This window comes from Streptomyces bathyalis (genome assembly GCF_015910445.1).
Taxonomy (GTDB): domain Bacteria; phylum Actinomycetota; class Actinomycetes; order Streptomycetales; family Streptomycetaceae; genus Streptomyces; species Streptomyces bathyalis.
The window spans coordinates 4,270,471-4,289,174 of record NZ_CP048882.1 but is presented as its reverse complement, the minus strand read 5'-3'; the positions used below and the strand labels follow the sequence as shown (position 1 = coordinate 4,289,174).

Sequence of the window (18,704 nt, the reverse complement as noted above, 5' to 3'; positions counted from 1 at the left end):
CCGAAACTCCGTGGTCCGTCAGCCGGGCGCCGGTCCGCGCCGGCGCCTTCGGCGCTCGATCGTCGATTCCTGGATGTTGCGCAACGGACGGCCCTCCGCGTCGTGTGCGTGCCGCGTCCACTCGCCGTCCGGGCCCAAGTGCCACGAAGTGGTGTCGTCGGACATTCCGGTCTCCAGCAGCTTCGCCAGCGTCGCCCGGTGCGCCGGATCGGGTACGCGCACGATCGCCTCGATACGGCGGTCGAGGTTGCGGTGCATCATGTCGGCGCTGCCGAGCCACACTTCGGGGTCGCCGCCGTTCCCGAAAGCGAAGATCCGCGAGTGCTCCAGGAACCGTCCGAGGACGCTGCGCACCCGCACCGTCTCGCTCAGGCCCGGAACGCCGGGACGCAGCGTGCAGATCCCGCGCACCCACAGGTCCACGGGGACGCCCGCACGCGAGGCCCGGTAGAGCGCGTCGACCACGGCTTCGTCGACGATGGAGTTGACCTTGAAACGCACGTACGCCGGCTCTCCCGCCTCGTGCCGGTGGATCTCCCGCTGGATGCGTGAGATCAGCCCGTCCCGCAGCGAGGTGGGCGCCACGAGCAGCCTCCGGTAGGACTCGCGTCGCGAGTAACCGGACAGCCGGTTGAACAGGTCGGACAGATCCGCGGCGACGTTCTGGTCCGCGGTCAGCAGCCCCAGGTCCTCGTAGAGGCGTGCCGTCTTGGGGTGGTAGTTGCCGGTGCCGACATGTGCGTAGCGCCGCAGCGTCTCCCCCTCCTGCCGCACCACCAGCGAGAACTTGCCGTGCGTCTTGAGCCCGACCAGCCCGTGCACGACGTGGCAACCCGACTCCTCCAGCTTCCGCGCCCACTTGATGTTGGCCTGCTCGTCGAAGCGCGCCTTGATCTCGACGAGCACCAGCACCTGCTTGCCGGACTCGGCCGCGTCTATCAAGGCGTCCACGATCGGGGAGTCACCGGAGGTGCGGTACAGCGTCTGCTTGATCGCCAGTACGTCCGGATCGGTGGCGGCCTGCTCCAGGAACGCCTGCACGGAGGTGGAGAAGGAGTCGTAGGGGTGGTGCAGCAGCACGTCGCGCTCGCGCAGCGCGGCGAAGATGTCCGGCGGCTGTGCCGACTCCACCTGGGCCAGATCGCGCTGCGTGCCGGCGACGAACTTCGGGTACTTCAGGTCCGGCCGGTCCATGGCGTCCACGATCCCGGACAGCCCCGTCAGGTCCAGCGGCCCCGGCAGCGGGCACACCTCGGCGTCGGAGACGTTCAGCTCCCGCACGAGCAGGTCCAGCACGTACGGGTCGATGGACTCCTCGACCTCCAGGCGCACCGGAGGCCCGAAGCGGCGGCGCAGCAGTTCCTTCTCCAGCGCCTGGAGGAGGTTCTCGACGTCGTCCTCCTCGACCTCCAGGTCCTCGTTGCGCGTCACGCGGAACATGTGGTGCCCCAGCACCTCCATGCCGGGGAAGAGCTCCTCGAGGTGCGCGGCGATGACGTCCTCGACGGGTACGTACCGGTGCGGCGAGGCCTCCAGGAAGCGCGAGAGCAGCGGGGGAACCTTCACGCGTGCGAAGTGCTGGTGCCCGGTGACCGGGTTGCGCACGACGACGGCGAGGTTGAGTGAGAGCCCGGAGATGTACGGGAAGGGGTGGGCGGGGTCGACAGCCAGCGGAGTGAGCACCGGGTAGATCCGCTGCCGGAAGAGGGTGAAGAGGCGGGCCTGCTCCTTCTCGGTGAGCCCGTCCCAGCGGATCAGGTGCAGGTCCTCCTCGGCGAGCGCCGGGGCGATGACCTGCTGGTAGCAGCCTGCGTGCCGGGCCATCAGCTCGCGCGAGCGCGTCCAGATCTGGTCCAGGACCTCGCGCGGCTGCAGTCCGGAGGCGGAGCGGGTGGCGACCCCGGTCGCGATGCGGCGCTTGAGACCGGCGACGCGGACCATGAAGAACTCGTCCAGATTGCTGGCGAAGATCGCGAGGAAGTTGGCACGCTCCAGGAGCGGCACTTCCTCGTCCTCGGCGAGCTCCAGCACGCGTTCGTTGAAGGCGAGCCAGCTGCGCTCGCGGTCGAGGAACCGGTCGTGGGGCAGATCGTCCGCCCCGCCGTCCGCCTGCCCGGACGAGGCGTCCGCCGGGTAGACGTCCGGGTCGGAGTCGAGGTCCGGACCGAGGTCGGGGAGCGTGCCGCCGGTGCGGCCTGCGGGCACGGTGGGCGTGACGGCGTACGCGACGTCGTGGCGGGCGTCGTCGTCGCCGTCCGGGAGAACCTCGGGACGATGCTCGAACGAGGCGGGGGATTCGGATGCGGCGTGCGAGGTGGGCTCGCTCATCACTCCATTGTTCCCCGCACCGGCGACTGCGGTAGGGGCGCGGAAGCGACGGCCGGGGAGCTGCATTCCGTGATGCTCACAAGCCAGTCTTAATCAGCGGTTACGCGCACATGGCCGCTGGGCGAGCGGCACACCACCGGCACAATCCGCGGGGCGTCGCGGCTCCCGCACCGGGATCCGGCAGGTCACCGCGGCGCCGGGAACGCGGCGCCGGGACAGCCGCGAAGGGGCTCCCGGCCGCCACCGGGGCCAGGGGAAGCGCTCAGCTCTCCGTGCGGTACATCAGATCCGTCTCGTACGTCGTGAACCCCAGCCGTTCGTAGACGCTGACCGCCGCGAAATTGTCCGCGTCCACGTAGAGCATCGCCGTGGGCAGCCCCCTGTCACGCTCCAGATGGCGCAGACCGACGGCGGTGAGCGCCTTGCCCAGCCCGGTGCCCTGGGCCTCGGGGGCCACGCCCAGCACGTAGACCTCGCCGAGCTGCTCCGCGCTGTGCACCTTCGTCCAGTGGAAGCCGACCAGCGCACCCTCCCGCTCCGCCAGGAAGAACCCGTACGGGTCGAACCAGGGCTCGGCCTTCCTGTCGTCCAGGTCGCGCTGGGTGAGGCTGCCCTGCTCGGGGTGGTGCGCGAAGGACGAGGCGTTCAGCGCCAGCCACGCCGCGTCGTCCTCGCCGGGACGGAAGGTGCGCAGCGTGACCCCCCGAGGGAGCACCGGCTCCGGCAGCTCGGGAGCAGCGGCTTCGTCGACGCCCGCGCTCAACGGCCGCCGCATCTGGCGCAGTTCGCGGAAGAGGCTGAGCCCGAGCACCTGCGCCAGATGGCGTGCGGCGGGGTGGCCGCCGTGCGCCCACACGCGCAGCCGCTTGCCGGACTCCTTCAGCAGCGCCTGCCCGAGCTGACGCCCGTAGCCGCGGCCGCGGTGCGAGGGGTGCACCGCGAACTCTCCGGTGGGCGGCTCGACGGGGTCGGTGTCCTCGAGCTGTGCGTAGCCGACGAGTTCGCCGTCCTGTCGCAGCAGAAGATGCCGCACGCCGGCGCGCCGTCCGCCGCGCAGCTGGAGCCTGCCCTGCTCGGAGAGAGGGGACTGACCGTCCGTACGGGCCGACTCGTCGATCAGCGACTGCGCGTCCCGCACGAGCTCCGCCGACGCCTCGTCCACTACCACCACGTCGCTCATGGGACACGACCCTACGAGACGCGAGCGGCGCTTCACCTCCCGCCCGTCACGAACTCGGCGGTAACGCCGGAACCGTGTCCGGATCGATGTCCGGTCCGTGACGGGCGGGAGGTGAAGGGGCCGCGGCCGACGTCAAGCAGCGGATCCGTAGGGGAACTTGGCGCGGGCCTCACGCAACGCGCTCCCCCACCACTCCAGCTGCCGCAGCATCCCCTTGGCGGCGGCCGTGCTGCCCTCCTCGTCGCGGGGGCGGCCGTCCTTGTCGAATCGTTCCCAGGCCATGTGGAAGCTGAGCGTCTCGCGGACGGTGACGGCGTGCAGTTCGGCGAAGACCGGCCGCAGATGCTCCACTGCACGCTGGCCGCCCGCCATTCCGCCGTACGAGACGAACCCGGCCGGCTTGGCCTGCCACTCGTCGCGGAACCAGTCGATGGTGTTCTTCAGCGGGGCCGGGAAGCTGTGGTTGTACTCGGGAGTGACGATCACGAAGACGTCCGCGGCTGCGAGCCTGCGGGACAGCCCGCTGTGCACGGCCTTCACCGCGGGCGGCAGCGGTTCGCCGAACTCCGGGAAGGCGACGGGCAGTTCGTGTTCCGCCTCGGCGAGGTCGATGACGTCGACGTCGTAGGCGCCGTACTTGCGCGCCTCCTCGGCGAACCATGCCGAGACCACCGGTCCGAACCGGCCGGCCCTGACGCTGCCGACGATGACGGCCAGGCGCAGCGGTCCGCCGGTCCGCTCCGGCCCGCCGGGGGTGCCTACCGTTCCTTCCTCGGTTTCCGTCCCGCCCGACGCGTCGGCCGTGCTCGCCGTCATTGCCGTGCTCGCCGTCTTTGCCGCGCTCGCCGCATTTGCTGCTGTGCCTGGCATGGGTCTGCTCCCTCTTCTCGGACGCGGCTCCGGACGCGCACGCCGTGACGTGCGGCTGCCGCGAGTGACAGACCCAGGCTCAGACATGAAGTTAAGTTGAAGTCAAGCTTGACCCTCCGGGCGGTCCCGTGCCGCCACCGTCCTCCTGATCGGCCTCGTCCTCGGATTCCGGCTCCGGCGATCCGGGCAGGTCCAGCACGGCCACCGTGCCGCCGCCCTCCGCCGGCTCCAGCGCGACCTCACCGCCCGACTGCCTCGCCGTACGCGCCACGATGGACAGCCCGAGCCCAGACCCGGGCAGGCTCCGCGCCGACGGCGAGCGCCAGAACCGGTCGAAGACATAAGGGAGTTCGTCGTCCGCGACGCCCGGACCGTGATCGCGCACCCACAGCCTGCCCCCGCTCAGTACGGCCTCGACGCTGCCGCCCTCCGGGCTGAACTTCACCGCGTTGTCGAGCAGGTTGACCACGGAACGCTCCAGCGCCGCCGGCTCGCCGCGCACGTACCAGGGCTCCGTGCGCACCGTGACGGTGATGCCGGCGCTGCGCAGCCGCACGCGTTCCGCGGCCCGTTCGGTGATGTCGTGCAGCGCGATGCCCGCGACGGGGCCGCCGAAGGGCGGCATCTCACGCGAGAGTTCCTGCAAGTCACCGACGAGCGCGGCCAGTTCACTCATCTGCGCCCTGACGGACTCCAGCAGCGCCCGGCGGTCCTCCCCGGGCAGCGAGCGGCCCGTCTCCTCGCTCCGTACGAGCAGTTCGATGTTGGTACGCAGCGAGGTCAGCGGCGTGCGCAGTTCGTGCCCCGCGTCGGCGATCAGCTGCTGCTGGAGCTCGCGCGAGGAGGCCAGCGCCTCGGTCATCGAGTTGAACGAGCGGGACAGCCGGGCGATCTCGTCGTCGCCCTCGGCGGGGATGCTCACGCCGAGGTCCTCCGTGCGGGCGATGTGCTCGACGGCACCCGTGAGCCGGTCCACGGGCCGCAGCCCCGCCCGCGCCAGCACGACGCCCGCACCCGCGGCCGCGAGCACGCCGGTGCCGCCGACCAGCGCGAGGATCAGGGCGAGGTTCCGAAGCGACCTGTCGGTCTCCGTCAGCGGCCGCGCCACCGAGACGGCCACGTCGGTGCCCTCGACGGGCGTGGTCAGCACCCGGTAGTCGGGCCCGGAGCCGTCCTCGCTGCGGGCGGTGTGCACCGACTCGTCCTGCCGGTGCTCCGCCACGCGTTCGTCGCCCCGCGAGACCTCGACCCTGCTGCCCACGATGACGCAGCTCTTCCCGTGCCGGTCGACGACCTGGACCGTCGCGTCGAAGGGGTTCGGGGCACGCTCGTCGGCCGGGGAGCACTGCCCGGAGCTGAGCTGGCCGACGACGAAGCTGGGGTCGACGCGGCTGTTGCTGCGCAGCGACTCGTCCAGCGAACCGACCAGCTGCGCCCGTACGAGGAACCAGCAGGCCGTCGCGCACGCCGCCACGGCGAGCGCCACCGTGACCGCCGCGAGCATGGCCAGCCGGGAGCGCAGCGCCGGAGCCGGGAGCCGGGGCCTGCGTTTCGCTCCCGCCGCACGCGGCTGCCTCACGCCGCGTCGTCCTTGAGGACGTAGCCGACGCCGCGCACCGTGTGCACGAGGCGGGACTCACCCCCGGCCTCGGTCTTGCGGCGCAGATACATCACGTACACGTCCAGGGAGTTGGACGACGGTTCGAAGTCGAAGCCCCAGACCGACTTCAGGATCTGTTCGCGCGTGAGCACCTGGCGCGGGTGAGCGAGGAACATCTCCAGCAGCGTGTACTCGGTGCGGCTCAGCTCGACCGTGCGCGGGCCCCTCGTCACCTCCATCGTTCCGAGGTCCATGCGCAGATCGCCGAAGGCCAGGGACTCGGTGCCGGCACGGCCGGGGGAAGCACCGCTCGCGCCCGGTCCTCCGTCGGCCCCGGTGCCCGCACCGGCCTGCTGCTGCGCGTACGAGGTGCGCCGCAGCAGCGCCCGTATGCGCGCCAGCAGCTCGTCCAGCTCGAAGGGCTTGACGAGATAGTCGTCCGCTCCGGCGTCGAGGCCCGTGACGCGGTCGCCGACCGTGTCCCTGGCCGTCAGCATCAGGATCGGCGTGCGCCTGCCCCCGTCGCGCAGTCGGCGGGCGACGGTCAGCCCGTCCATGCGCGGCATCAGCACGTCGAGCAGGATCAGGTCCGGTTCGTAGGACGCCGTCTTCTCCAGGGCCTCGAGTCCGTCCCCGGCGAGTTCGGTCCCGTAGCCCTCGAAGGTGAGGCTGCGGCGCAGCGCGTCCCGGACGGCCGGCTCGTCGTCGACGATCAGCACCTTCATGGCCACCATGCGCTCAAGCCTCGCACTGTGCGAGCGCGGAAGCCGTGTCAGTCGTGTCACAGGGCAGGCGTGCGGGCCGGAGGGCTGAAGGAGCGGTGCGCGGAAGTGGCGCGGGGAAGCGGAGAGCCGGGGAAGCGGTGAGGGAGCTGTCAGCGGCGCGGGGGTTCCCCGCACCCGCACGAGCGCCGCACGACGAGCCCGGCCGGGAACTGCCGAACCCGCTGCCGCTGGGATCCGGCGACTCGCAGCCCGTCGTCCAGCACCAGGTCGACGGCGGCCTTCGCCATGCCCTCGCGGTCGGAGCCGACAGTGGTGAGGGGTGGGTCCGTCAGACCCGCCTCCTTCACGTCGTCGAAGCCGGCGACCGCCAGGTCCTGCGGAACGTCCAGGCCGAGTTCGCGCGCCGCGCGCAGCACGCCGAACGCCTGGTCGTCGGTGGCGCAGAAGACGGCGGTGGGACGGTCGGGGCGGCCCAGCAGCTCCAGCGCCAGCCGGTAGGTGTCGTAGCGGTTGTACGGGGCCTGGAAGAGGCGGCCCTCGACGGAACGGCCGGCCTCCTCCATGGCACGGGACCAGCCCTCGACGTGGTCGGTGACCGGGTCGCCGGATTCGGGCGTCGAGTCGATGCCGCCCAGACAGGCCACGTACTCGTGGCCGTGTTCCAGCAGATGGCGGGTGGCGAGCTGCGCACCGCCGACGTCGTCGAGCACGACCGCCACGTCGTCGATGGCCTCGGGGCGGCGGTGCAGCAGCACGACGCGGGCGTCCCAGGCGTCGATCTCCACCGCGGCGTGCTCGCTGGGACCCTGGCTGATGAGGATCAGGCCGGAGACGCGCATCCCCAGGAAGGCCCGCAGGTAGTGCACCTCGCGCTCGTCGAGGTAGTCGGAGTTGCCGACGAGGACCATCTTTCCGCGCTCGGCGGCGGCCTGCTCGACGGCGTGTGCGAGCTCGGCGAAGAAGGGCTGCCGGGCGTCGGGGACGATGAGACCTATGAGGTCGGTGCGGCGCGAGGCCATCGCCTGCGCGACCCTGTCCGGCCGGTAGCCGAGCTCCTTGATGGCTGCCAGCACGCGCTCACGCGTGGCCGGTGCGACGGGTCTCGGCCCGTTGTTGATCACATAGCTGACAACCGCGGTCGACGTACCCGCAAGCCTTGCCACATCGTCCCGCGTCACCCTGGCCACCCGGGCAGTCTACGCGGGAAGCATTTGGCGCTTCAGGGGCCTCATGGTTCCGGCCCCGGCCGCCCCGGGAGCCCGCCCACCGGCTGCTTCGCAGGTGCGCCCGCAGGTCCTCGGCGGGGCCGGCACACGGGCACTCCGCCCGCTCCCCCCGGCGGGCTCAGCCGCCCGTCAGCCGGCACCGTCCCCCGCGGCCTCGCGCACGAGACGGGTGGCCTCGTCGGTGACGGCGCGTGCGTCGGCCTTCGCCTGCTTCTCCTGCGGCGTCTTCTTCGCGTCCTTCTCCGGGGAGACGAAGCGGTAGCCGACGTTGCGGACGGTGCCGATCAGCGACTCGTGCTCGGGGCCGAGCTTCGCGCGCAGCCTCCGTACGTGGACGTCCACGGTGCGGGTGCCGCCGAAGTAGTCGTAGCCCCACACCTCCTGGAGCAGCTGGGCACGGGTGAAGACGCGGCCCGGGTGCTGCGCCAGGTACTTCAGCAGCTCGAACTCCTTGAAGGTCAGGTCCAGGACCCGTCCCTTCAGCTTCGCGCTGTAGGTGGCCTCGTCGACGGAGAGGTCGCCGTTGCGGATCTCGGTCGGCTCGTCGTCCGCGCTGCCCTGCAAGCGGCCGATGCCCAGACGCAGCCTTGCCTCGACCTCGGCGGGGCCGGCGCTCTCCAGGAGCACGTCGTCGACGCCCCAGTCCGCGGTCACGGCGGCGAGACCGCCCTCGGTGACGATGAGGATCAGCGGACAGCCGGGGCCCGTCTGCTGCAGCAGCTGGCACAGCGAGCGCACCTGCGGCAGGTCGCGGCGGCCGTCGATGAGGATGGCGTCGGCGCCGGGGGTGTTCACGAGAGTCGGTCCCTCGGCGGGTGCCACGCGCACGTTGTGCAGCAGCAGACCGAGCGCGGGGAGCACTTCGGTGGAGGGCTGGAGGGCGTTCGTCAGCAGGAGTAGCGAACTCACGTCAGTCAGATCCTTCCTCGGTCCCGGAGGGACTTCGGTACGGCTCGGCACTGCTTCGTACGTATGCGCTCCTGAAGCCACTGGCGCTCCGGAAAGCACAAAAGGACCCGGGGGCGGCGCTGCCCGGATCCTTCACTCCAAGCAGAATAGCGGACATGGGTGACGATGCGGAGTGTGAGTTCGCTCGCTCCGGTGCCGATGCCCGCACCGTGGGTGACGCCGTCGGCGTTCCGGACGTACGCCGGCACGCCGTGCTGCGGACCTCCGACGGGGTGCGGATCGAGGCCGCGTACGACCCGTACGCAGGCGGCGCGGGCCCCGGCGGAAGCGCACAGGCCCCGGGTGCGATCGTGCTGGCGCACGGCTTCAGCGGTTCGGTCGACCGGCCGGCCGTCCGCCGGGCCGTCCAGGTGTTCACGCAGTACGCAGCGGTGATCACCTTCTCGTTCCGCGGGCACGGCGGCTCCGGCGGTCACTCGACGGTCGGCGATCTCGAGGTCCTCGATCTTGCGGCGGCGGTGGCCTGGGCCCGCTCCCTCGGTCACGCCCGGGTGGCGACGGTCGGCTTCTCGATGGGCGGCTCCGTCGTCGTCCGGCACGGGGCGCTCCACCGTCCCGAGGAGCACGAGGGGCGCACAGGCGCACGATCCGGCACGGAGCCCGCCGGCGCCGGGCGGCCCGGTGCGGCCGAGCACTCCGACGCGGTGGTGGCCGTGAGCGCACCGGCACGCTGGTACTACAAGGGGACCGCTCCGATGCGGCGGCTGCACTGGGTGATCCAGAGGCCCGTGGGGCGGCTCGTCTCCCGCTACGGGCTTCGCACGCGCATCCACCCCCGCGACTGGGACCCGGTGCCGCTCTCCCCCGTGGCCGCCGCACCGCTGCTCGCGCCGACCCCCCTGCTCGTCGTCCATGGCGACCAGGACCCGTACTTCCCCGTCGACCACCCCAACTCCCTTGCCGCGGCGGGCGATCCGGAGTGCACCGAGCTGTGGCTCGTCGAGGGCTTCGGTCACGCCGAGAACGCCGCGGAGCCCGAACTCCTGCACCGGATCGGCAGCTGGGTCGGCCATCGGTGGCCGGATCCCTCCGCCGGCCCGGCATGATGGGTCGCGCAACAACGCGCGATCCGTACGAACGGACCGTCCGACCGTCCCGTTCGGCCGACGGCAGGACGCGGTCCGGCAGGGACGGACGGGACGGCAGCACGGCGCGGTCCCGCGGGACGGACAGGCTGAGAGGGCAGGACCCACGATGGCGAGTGGCACGATCCGTTACTGGGCGGCGGCGAAAGCCGCGGCCGGTACGGCCGAGGAGCACTACGAGGCGGGGACGCTCGCCGACGCGCTGGACAGCGCCCGCGAACGTCACACCGAGAGCCCGGACTTCGCCCGCGTACTGCTGCGCTGCTCCTTTCTCGTGGACGGCCGGTCCGTCGGCAAGCGCGCACACGACGCGGTGGTGCTGAGCGACGGCGGCACCGTCGAGGTGCTCCCGCCGTTCGCCGGGGGTGCCGCGTGAGCGACAACTCCCACTCCCGCACGGGCGCGCAGCACCAGCAGCCGCAAGGCCGCCCGCACCCGCAGCCCCACCCGCGTCCCGGCTCGTACTCCCAGTCCCAGCCCCAATTTCGGTCCCAGTCCCGGTCGCAGGCACAGCCGCAGCCCCGGTCGCAGTCCCAGCCGCTGCCGTCCGCCGTCGCCGCCACGGCCACCGCCACAGGTGCCGCCGCCCGCACGGGCGCCCCCGCGACCCGCTCCAAGGGGTCGCCGCTCATCGCTCCCGGGCTGCTGCCCGCGGCCGTGACCACGGCGCTCGCCCTCCTGGTGGCAGGAGCCGCCCAGATCGGCGAGGCCGCGCTGGCCGTCGCCGTCGCGCTGCTCCAGGCGGTGACGGCGGCGGGGTGGTTCCGTCTGAACGGGATGTGGCCCGCGCGTCAGGGCATCGCGCTCGCCTTCCTCGCGGGGGTGGCGACGGACGCCTCCCTGCTGCTGGCCGACAGCGGCCACGCGCCATCCGTGATCATCGGCACGCTCGGCCTGTGGTGCGTGCTGACCGTCGTGCTCCATCTGCGCAACCAGTCCGGCCCCGACGAGCGGCTCTACGCGCTGACGGCCGCGTTCACCTCCACCGCTCTGACCGTGGTCGCGGCCGGCTACCTCGCCTCTCTCGACGCGGCGTCCGCAGACGCGGTGACAGCCGGCGCTGCCGCCGTGGCAGTCGCCGCCCTGGCCCGCGCGCTGCCACTGCCGCCGCTCGTCTCACCCGCCGTCGCCCTGCTGGCGGCGGCCGGGGCGGGAGTTGCCGTGGGGCAGCTGACCGTGCTCGGCGGTGACGGGGCGGCGACCGCCCCCGCCGCCGCCGGCGGCGTCCTGGGCCTGGTGACGGGCGGGTGCGCGCTGCTGGGACTGCGGGTGGCGAGCTACGACTACCCGTCGCGCTTCGTACACATGACGGCAGGTGTGGCACTGCCACTGACGCTGGCGGCACCCGTCGTCTATCTGTTCGGCAGAGCCTTCGTCTGAGTGCTGCCGGGATAGGCTCGCTGAAGTCCCGGAGGCCGTGAGGCCGCGTCCGTCCCTCCGGGCCGACAGCCCGCCGACCCGGCCCTCGGGCCCGGGCGGGCCACCGACCACGGCATGCCGCACGGGAGCATGGGAGAGAACGCAGATGCGCGCACTACGCAGAGGGCTCATCGTCCTCTTCGTCCTCGCGGTGCTGTTCGTGGCCGCCGACCGGCTGGCGGTCAAGCTGGCCGAGGACAAGGCCGCCGAGAAGATCAAGAGCTCGCCGGGCATCGCCTCCGCCGGAAAGACCTCCATCGACATCAAGGGCTTCCCCTTCCTCACCCAGATCGCCGCGCAGGAGCTCGGCGAGGTCGACGCCGAGATGAGCGGGCTGAAGGCCGAGGCCTCCGGCGGACAGCTGAAGGTCAACCGCATCGACGCGAAGCTGCAGGACGTCCGCTTCAGCGGCGACTTCTCCTCCGCCGAGGCCGACCGGGCCACCGGCACGGCGCTCGTCTCGTACGGAGAACTGACCAAGGCCGCTCTCGAAGGCGTGGACGTGGGCTGGGGCGGCAAGGACAGCAGCGGCCAGGGCAGGGTCAAGGTGAGCGCCGGCGTCACGGTGCCGGGGCTCGGCCAGACCCTCAAGCGCAGCGTGACCAGCACCGTCAGCGTCTCCGGCGGTGACACGGTGAAGCTGCGGGCCGACAAGGTGCCCGGCGCCGACATCCCGGGTCTGGAGGAGGCGATCCGCGGCAGGATCGACTTCGAGCGGAAGATAGCGGGACTCCCCGACGGGCTCGAACTCGAGAAGGTCGAGCCCACCGTCGAGGGCATCGAGCTGACCGTCCGCGGCAAGGGCGTGAAACTCGGCGGCTGACCACGGCTGCCGCGATTGACCAGGACCGACCAGGGCCGGAGGGCTGCTGCCGCAATCGCTGCGGCGGCCGCCCGGCCGCGAAATTCGTCCCACTGCACGAGACGGTCGCGTCCGACGGACAGGCTTCCTGTCCCCGGAACGCGAGCGCGGACCGCCCCCCGGGTACGGGGAATCGAGCAGACGTCCCAAATCACGGTCGATCACGTCTCACAATGTGGATTCGCGGTGACACGGGGCCTTTGCCGTCCTTACGATCGACCCCATGAAGCGACAGGCGGACCTCACGAAACGGCGTGCAGTCGACCTCTGCCGCGTCGCCGCCATGCTCTGTCGCATTCCCTCCTGACGGCTGCCGGCCCGCCAGACCTCACCTGAATCCGGTCGAGGCCGAGCGCGAGTGCGCTGCCCGCCCCGTGGGCCGATGCGGTCCGGGTGGCACCCCAGCCGTTCGTCCCGCCCCCGCCGGTGCCCCGGCCCCCGCACGGCGTCCGGTTCCGTGCGGCCGACGACCCCGACGTACGTGCGCATTCGCACTCCCCGCCCCGATTCCGCACCTGTTCGCCTGCCTCATCCGCTATCTGCCCCGGAGGAGAAACCATGAGCCGCAGTGACGTCCTCGTAGACGCCGACTGGGTCCAGGACCACATCGACGACCCGAAGACGGTCATCGTCGAGGTCGACGAGGACACCTCGGCCTACGACAAGAACCACATCCAGAACGCCGTGCGCATCGACTGGAAGCAGGACCTCCAGGACCCGGTCCGCCGCGACTTCGTCGACCAGGAGGGCTTCGAGAAGCTCCTCTCCGAGAAGGGCATCTCCAACGACGACACGGTCGTGCTCTACGGCGGCAACAACAACTGGTTCGCCGCCTACGCCTACTGGTACTTCAAGCTCTACGGCCACCAGGACGTGAAGCTGCTCGACGGGGGCCGCAAGAAGTGGGAGCTGGACTCCCGCGACCTGGTCGCCGAGGTGCCCACCCGCGCGAAGACCGAGTACAAGGCCAAGCCGCAGGACACCTCCATCCGCGCCTTCCGGGACGAGGTCGTCGACGCGATCGGCACCAAGAACCTGGTCGACGTGCGCTCGCCCGACGAGTTCACCGGCAAGCTGCTCGCCCCGGCACACCTGCCGCAGGAGCAGTCCCAGCGCCCGGGCCACGTCCCGAGCGCGCGCAACATCCCGTGGTCGAAGTCGGCCAACGACGACGGCACCTTCAAGTCCGACGAGGAGCTGAAGGAGCTGTACGAGGGCGAGGGCGTCGACCTGGGCAAGGACACCATCGCCTACTGCCGCATCGGTGAGCGTTCCGCTCACAGCTGGTTCGTCCTGCACGAGCTGCTGGGCCAGCAGAACGTCAAGAACTACGACGGCTCCTGGACCGAGTACGGCTCGCTGGTCGGCGTCCCCGTCGCCGTCGGCACCGAAGACTGACCTCCCCCTGGGCCTAGCGGCCCGGGAGGTACCCCCACCTGGGCCTAGCGGCCCGGGTGAGGGCCCCCAGCGAAGCGAGGGGGGACACCCACCCGGGCCGTACCCGACCTGATCAGAACCGAAGGGAACTTCCATGTGCGGAGCCAAGGCAGGCGGTCCCGACGCCTCCACCATCAAGCCCGGTGAGACCACGATCCAGGGCAGCGTGACGCGCGACGGCGAGCCCGTCACCGGATACGTGCGACTGCTCGACGCGGGCGGCGAGTTCACGGCGGAGGTTCCCACGTCCGCCACCGGCCAGTTCCGCTTCTACGCGGCCGAGGGCACCTGGACGGTCCGCGCGCTGGTGCCCGGCGGCACCGCGGACCGTACGGTCGTCGCGCAGGACGGCGGTCTGTCGGAGGTCGCCATCGCCGTGTGACCGCCGGCCGGTCCGCCCCGCCGGGCGGTCCGCCGACGAGCCTCAAGGGTCGCGCCCCGGGTACGCCCGGTGCGCGGCCCTTCGCGCGCGTGCGGCCCTCGCCCGTCCGCGGCTTTCGCGCGCGTGCGGCCCTCGCCCGTGCGCGGCATAGGCTTGCCGCATGGCAGCAGCAGCAGGCAAGAAGCTCGTGATCAAGGTGACGGCGGGCGCGGACGCGCCGGAGCGCTGCTCGCAGGCCTTCACCGTCGCGGCGGTCGCGGCCGCCAGCGGCGTCGAGGTGTCGCTCTGGCTCACCGGGGAGTCGGCGTGGTTCGCACTGCCGGGAAGGGCCGAAGAGTTCGAACTGCCGCACGCGGCGCCGCTGCCGGAGCTGATCTCCGGCGTGCAGGCGGGAGGACTGATCACGCTGTGCACGCAGTGCGCCGCCCGGCGCGGCATCGAGGAGAAGGACGTGCTGGAGGGTGTCCGCATCGCGGGCGCTCAGGTCTTCGTCAGCGAGATCATGCCTGAGGGCGTGCAGGCGCTCGTCTACTGAGGCGCCGCCCAGCCGCTGTACCCGCCGCTGCGGACCCGTGGGGCTGCCGGTCCGGCACGGGCCGGGCGCGTGCCGCACAGGCCGTGTACGGGGGCTGCCGCGACGACGACTAGAATCGGTCCGTGCGGCATCCCGGCGGGATGGTCCGTACGCAGAGAGACACCCACGACGAACGATCCGAGGAGCACACCCCGTGCTTGAGGCATTCTTCACCGCGCTGATGGTCCTGGTCTGCGTCGGCACCGCGGCCTTCGCCGGTCTCGCGTTCAAGAAGCTCTACCAGGGCCAGCGCTAGTCGCCCAGCGCAGCCGCCCTTCCCCCGGGCCTCGCGGCCCGGGTGTCAACCCACCGGCCACCGTCCGCACCGACCGTCTGAGTTCCCATGATCGAGATCCCGTCCGACCTGCACCCGGACCTCGTCCCCCTCGCCTTCCTGCTCGGCAACTGGCAGGGCGCGGGCGTCGCCGCCCTCGACGGCGAGGACGGCCCCGGCAGCGACAAGTGCAACTTCGGGCAGGAGGTCAGCTTCAGCCACGACGGCCGTGACTTCCTGGAGTACGTCTCGCACAGCTGGCAGCTCGACGACGAGGGCGAGAAGGTCCGCCCCCTGGAGACCGAGAGCGGCTACTGGCGCATCGACTCCGAGCGCAAGGTCGAGGTCGTGATGATCCGCGACCAGGGCGTCGCGGAGGTCTGGTACGGGGAGCTGGCCGACCAGAAGCCCCAGATCGACCTCGCCACCGACGCGATCGCCCGCACTGCCTCCTCCGCCGAGTACAGCGGAGGCAAGCGCCTCTACGGCTACGTGAACGGCGACCTGATGTGGGTCGGCGAGCGGGCCGCACCCGGAGTGCCGCTGCAGCCGTACATGTCCGCACAGCTGAAGAAGGCCGTCGACCTGCGCGAGTGGGCGAAGGACCTGGGCGATCTGCCCGACGACGGCATCGCCTTCTTCAAGTGAGCGGCGGTTCTACACTGTCGATGTGGTGACGACCGACTGGCAGAGCGACCTGAGGGCGCGCGGATACCGCCTCACTCCGCAGCGCCAGCTCGTGCTGGAAGCCGTCGACAAGCTTGAGCACTCCACGCCGGACGACATCCTGGCCGAGGTGCGGCGTACCGCGGGCAGCGTGAACATCTCCACGGTCTACCGGACGCTGGAGCTGCTCGAGGAGCTCGGTCTCGTCTCGCACGCACACCTCGGCCACGGCGCCCCGACGTACCACCTCGCCGACCGGCACCATCACATGCATCTGGTCTGCCGGGACTGCACCGAAGTGATCGAGGCGGATCTGTCGGTGGCCGAGCCGTTCGCGGAGCAGCTCCTCGCCACCTTCGGCTTCGACACCGACATGAAGCACTTCGCCATCTTCGGCCGCTGCGCTAAGTGCTCGGCACAGACCGCCCGGACCCGGGAACCGGCTGATTCCGGGTCCCGGCCGGGAGCAGGACCGGCGCCGGAGTCCCCGGCCCCTGAGCCAGGGGAACGCTCCTTCAAGGGCGGCCGGGGGCCGTCGTAGTCTGGTCGTATGTCCTTCAACCTCCCCCTTGGGCCTTGCGGCCCTGGGAGTACCCCCAGCCGCCGCTTTCCCGTGCTGTCCGGTGATGCCGCATGAACTCCCCCCTGCTGTCGCTGCCCGGTGCCGTCGCCGCCGAGGGCCAGGACGAAGGTGTGGCCGCGCACTACGGTGATCTCTTCCGGGAGCAGCGGTCCCTGGCCGAGGGCGACGGCTTCGTCGACCTGTCCCACCGCGGAGTCGTCACCGTCTCCGGCGCGGACCGGCTCTCCTGGCTGCATCTGCTGCTGACGCAGCACGTCAGCGAACTCCCCGCGGGGCACGCCACGGAGGCCCTGATCCTCTCGGCGCACGGGCACATCGAGCACGCGCTCTACCTCGTCGACGACGGTGAGACGGTGTGGATGCACACCGAGCCGGGCACTCAGGGCGCGCTGATCGCCTACCTGGAGAGCATGCGGTTCTTCTACCGCGTCGAAATCGCCGACCGGACGGAGGAGTTCGCCGTCGTGCATCTGCCGGCGGGCTCCATCGTCGAGGCACCGGAGGGGACCGTCGTACGGGAGACGGCGCACGGCCGTGACCTCTTCCTGTCGCGCTCCTCCCTGAAGTCCTTCGCGGAGTCCGGGCCTCCGGCGATCGGCCTGCTCGCATACGAGGCGCTGCGCGTCGAGGGCCGCCGCCCGAGGCTGGGCATGGAGACCGATCACCGCACGATCCCGCACGAGCTGGGCTGGCTCGCCACGGCCGTGCACCTCGAGAAGGGCTGCTACCGCGGCCAGGAGACCGTCGCCCGCGTGAACAACCTGGGCAAGCCCCCGCGCCGGCTCGTCTTCCTCCACCTCGACGGCAGCGAGGTGCGCCTGCCCGTGCACGGCGACGCCGTTCGGCTGGCCGACGACGGGCCCGACGGGCGCAAGCTCGGCTTCGTCACGACCTCCGCCCGGCACCACGAACTCGGGCCGATCGCCTTGGCGCTGGTCAAGCGCAACGTGCCCGTGGACGCCGCGCTGACGGTCGGCGAGGACGCGACGGCGGCGGCCCAGGAGGTCGTGGTCGCGCCCTGACGGAAGTCGTGGTCGAACCCTGACGACGACCGGCCGCACGCCCGGGTACGACGTGGGCCGACCTGCGTAAACTTGCGGCATGGCCCTCCGAGGAGGCGGCGAGCAGGCGTCCGCACCGCCGGAAGCGGCTTCGTACGAGTTCGTGCGGGCGCCGCGGACGCTGGGTGCCATGGTGGCCTCGACAGTCGGCTACCGCTCGGACGGCGCCGACCCCCAGCTGCACCGCGGCCTGCCCGCTCCGTACCTCACGTTGATCTTCTCCCTGGAAGGTCCGGTCGTCGGCGGCGATACCCCGGAGCACGCACGCGGAGAGCACGCCTACCGCGAGGAGATCATCGTCGGCGGGCTCCACCAGCGGCCCGTGTACATCCTCCAGCCCTCGCGCGAGGCCGGGGTGCAGGTGGCCGTGCACCCGCTGGCGGCACGGGCGTTGTTCGGCATGCCGGCGGCCGAGTTGACACAGGCGGCCACGCAGGGCGCGTCCGTCCTCGGGCGGTCGGCGGTGGACGTCCACCAGCGGATGCTGGAGCGGACGAGTTGGGAAGAGCGCTTCGCGATCCTCACGGAGTACCTCCGCCGCAGAGCCCTGGACCGGGGGCACCGCGCGGAGGTGCGCCCCGAGGTGGCCGAGGCGTGGAGGTGGATGGCCCGCCGCCGGGGTGCCGGGTCGCTGGACGACATGGCGCGTCATGTGGCAATGAGCCGACGGCAGTTGACCACTCTGTTTCAGCGCGAGGTCGGTGCGGGACCGAAACAGATCAACCGGCTGATGCGTTTCGAGCGGGCCCGTGCAGAGGTGACGTTCTCGGTGGCAGGGGAAGCAGCACCGGACCTGTCGGAGATCGCCGCGCGTTGCGGATTCTACGACCACTCCCACCTGGTGCGGGACTTCCGCCAGTACACGGGCCTGAGCCCGAGCGGGTGGATCGCCGAGGAGCGCCGGAATATCCAAGCCGGAGGTCATCGCAACGGCGAAGAGTGGGACGCATGACGAACTCGCAGACGAACACCACGAGCGGGACGGCGCCGCAGGCCCAGTCCTCCGCGCACACGAAGGCCGACGGGGCATCCGGTGCCGCCGCACCCGCACCGACCGTCTGGCCGACCTTCCAGGCGCACGACGCCCATGCGCTGATCGACTTCCTCGTGGAGAAGATCGGCTTCGTCCGGACGGCCGTATACGCGGACAGCGACCAGGTGGCCCACTGCCAGCTCGACTGGCCGGAGGGCGGCGGCGTGATGCTCGGGTCGCACAAGCCGGGCGGCGACTGGAACAGACCTCCCGGCACCTTCGGCTGCTACGTCGTCACGAGTGACGTCGACGGGCTGTACGAGCGGGTGAAGGCGGCGGGCGTGACGTTCGTGCGGGACCTGGCCGACGAGGACTACGGGAACCGCGACTTCACGATCAGCGACCCGGAGGGCAACCTCTGGTGCTTCGGCCACTACCGCGGCGAGCCGAGCCCCTGAGGCGGGCCGGGGCTCGCCCTCGTCGCGTCCCC

General features: G+C 71.5%; 20 protein-coding genes. 13 read left to right on the top strand and 7 right to left on the bottom strand.

All coding sequences use genetic code 11. From position 1 onward, the window contains the following. Positions 1 to 18: 18 nt before the first annotated feature. From G4Z16_RS18680 to G4Z16_RS18650, 7 genes are all read right to left on the bottom strand, one after another. Positions 19 to 2,328 carry an RNA degradosome polyphosphate kinase gene (locus G4Z16_RS18680; protein WP_197351879.1) on the bottom strand — a complete coding sequence of 770 codons (2,310 nt, stop codon included), beginning with the start codon at positions 2,326 to 2,328 and terminating at the stop codon, positions 19 to 21. Between the two features lie 262 nt (positions 2,329 to 2,590). Then, positions 2,591 to 3,508, bottom strand: coding sequence for a mycothiol synthase (mshD, locus tag G4Z16_RS18675; RefSeq protein WP_197351878.1), 918 nt, complete (start codon positions 3,506 to 3,508; stop codon positions 2,591 to 2,593). 132 nt (positions 3,509 to 3,640) lie between these two features. Then, on the bottom strand, positions 3,641 to 4,378 hold the full coding sequence (locus G4Z16_RS18670; protein WP_246530935.1) for an NADPH-dependent FMN reductase: 738 nt from the start codon (positions 4,376 to 4,378) through the stop codon (positions 3,641 to 3,643). Positions 4,379 to 4,469: 91 nt separating this feature from the next. Next, positions 4,470 to 5,882, bottom strand: a complete 1,413-nt coding sequence (locus tag G4Z16_RS18665) for a sensor histidine kinase (protein ID WP_197354738.1) — start codon at positions 5,880 to 5,882, stop codon at positions 4,470 to 4,472. Positions 5,883 to 5,953: 71 nt separating this feature from the next. Beyond that, entirely contained in the window at positions 5,954 to 6,712 is a 759-nt protein-coding gene (locus G4Z16_RS18660; RefSeq protein ID WP_197351877.1) for a response regulator transcription factor, read from the bottom strand. Between the two features lie 140 nt (positions 6,713 to 6,852). Beyond that, positions 6,853 to 7,890: a LacI family DNA-binding transcriptional regulator gene (locus G4Z16_RS18655; protein ID WP_197351876.1), complete on the bottom strand. Its 1,038-nt coding sequence runs from the start codon at positions 7,888 to 7,890 to the stop codon at positions 6,853 to 6,855. Positions 7,891 to 8,058: 168 nt separating this feature from the next. Then, positions 8,059 to 8,838, bottom strand: a complete 780-nt coding sequence (locus G4Z16_RS18650; protein ID WP_197351875.1) for a winged helix-turn-helix transcriptional regulator — start codon at positions 8,836 to 8,838, stop codon at positions 8,059 to 8,061. Between the two features lie 155 nt (positions 8,839 to 8,993). Between G4Z16_RS18650 and G4Z16_RS18645 the strand changes: the two genes are divergently transcribed. The 13 genes from G4Z16_RS18645 (at position 8,994) to G4Z16_RS18590 (ending at position 18,672) form a co-directional block, all read left to right on the top strand. Continuing rightward, on the top strand, positions 8,994 to 9,944 hold the full coding sequence (locus G4Z16_RS18645) for an alpha/beta hydrolase family protein (protein ID WP_197351874.1): 951 nt from the start codon (positions 8,994 to 8,996) through the stop codon (positions 9,942 to 9,944). Between the two features lie 148 nt (positions 9,945 to 10,092). Further along, positions 10,093 to 10,359, top strand: coding sequence for a MoaD/ThiS family protein (locus G4Z16_RS18640; RefSeq protein WP_197351873.1), 267 nt, complete (start codon positions 10,093 to 10,095; stop codon positions 10,357 to 10,359). Beyond that, positions 10,356 to 11,363 carry a hypothetical protein gene (locus G4Z16_RS18635; RefSeq protein ID WP_197351872.1) on the top strand — a complete coding sequence of 336 codons (1,008 nt, stop codon included), beginning with the start codon at positions 10,356 to 10,358 and terminating at the stop codon, positions 11,361 to 11,363. Before G4Z16_RS18640 ends, G4Z16_RS18635 begins: the two co-directional genes overlap by 4 nt. Positions 11,364 to 11,508: 145 nt before the next feature. Continuing rightward, positions 11,509 to 12,225 (top strand): LmeA family phospholipid-binding protein, encoded by a 717-nt coding sequence (locus tag G4Z16_RS18630; RefSeq protein ID WP_197351871.1) that lies wholly within the window; start codon positions 11,509 to 11,511, stop codon positions 12,223 to 12,225. A gap of 262 nt (positions 12,226 to 12,487) precedes the next feature. Further along, a complete protein-coding gene (locus G4Z16_RS33305; protein WP_368073287.1) occupies positions 12,488 to 12,571 on the top strand; it encodes a putative leader peptide in 84 nt (27 codons plus the stop codon). A gap of 251 nt (positions 12,572 to 12,822) precedes the next feature. Continuing rightward, positions 12,823 to 13,662 carry a sulfurtransferase gene (locus tag G4Z16_RS18625; RefSeq protein WP_028437797.1) on the top strand — a complete coding sequence of 280 codons (840 nt, stop codon included), beginning with the start codon at positions 12,823 to 12,825 and terminating at the stop codon, positions 13,660 to 13,662. A gap of 133 nt (positions 13,663 to 13,795) precedes the next feature. After that, positions 13,796 to 14,083 (top strand): DUF1416 domain-containing protein, encoded by a 288-nt coding sequence (locus G4Z16_RS18620; RefSeq protein WP_028437798.1) that lies wholly within the window; start codon positions 13,796 to 13,798, stop codon positions 14,081 to 14,083. Positions 14,084 to 14,243: 160 nt separating this feature from the next. Next, positions 14,244 to 14,618, top strand: coding sequence for a DsrE family protein (locus tag G4Z16_RS18615; RefSeq protein ID WP_197351870.1), 375 nt, complete (start codon positions 14,244 to 14,246; stop codon positions 14,616 to 14,618). Positions 14,619 to 15,000: 382 nt separating this feature from the next. Next, a complete protein-coding gene (locus G4Z16_RS18610; RefSeq protein WP_197351869.1) occupies positions 15,001 to 15,579 on the top strand; it encodes a heme-binding beta-barrel domain-containing protein in 579 nt (192 codons plus the stop codon). Between the two features lie 22 nt (positions 15,580 to 15,601). Beyond that, positions 15,602 to 16,138, top strand: a complete 537-nt coding sequence (locus tag G4Z16_RS18605) for a Fur family transcriptional regulator (protein ID WP_246530934.1) — start codon at positions 15,602 to 15,604, stop codon at positions 16,136 to 16,138. Between the two features lie 92 nt (positions 16,139 to 16,230). Next, a complete protein-coding gene (gene ygfZ / locus G4Z16_RS18600) occupies positions 16,231 to 17,202 on the top strand; it encodes a CAF17-like 4Fe-4S cluster assembly/insertion protein YgfZ (protein ID WP_197351868.1) in 972 nt (323 codons plus the stop codon). Between the two features lie 79 nt (positions 17,203 to 17,281). Then, complete coding sequence (locus tag G4Z16_RS18595) at positions 17,282 to 18,193, top strand: helix-turn-helix transcriptional regulator (protein ID WP_197351867.1); 912 nt, start codon at positions 17,282 to 17,284, stop codon at positions 18,191 to 18,193. Beyond that, a complete protein-coding gene (locus tag G4Z16_RS18590; RefSeq protein ID WP_197351866.1) occupies positions 18,190 to 18,672 on the top strand; it encodes a VOC family protein in 483 nt (160 codons plus the stop codon). The genes G4Z16_RS18595 and G4Z16_RS18590 overlap by 4 nt, the downstream gene beginning before the upstream one ends. The last annotated feature ends 32 nt before the right edge of the window (positions 18,673 to 18,704 follow it).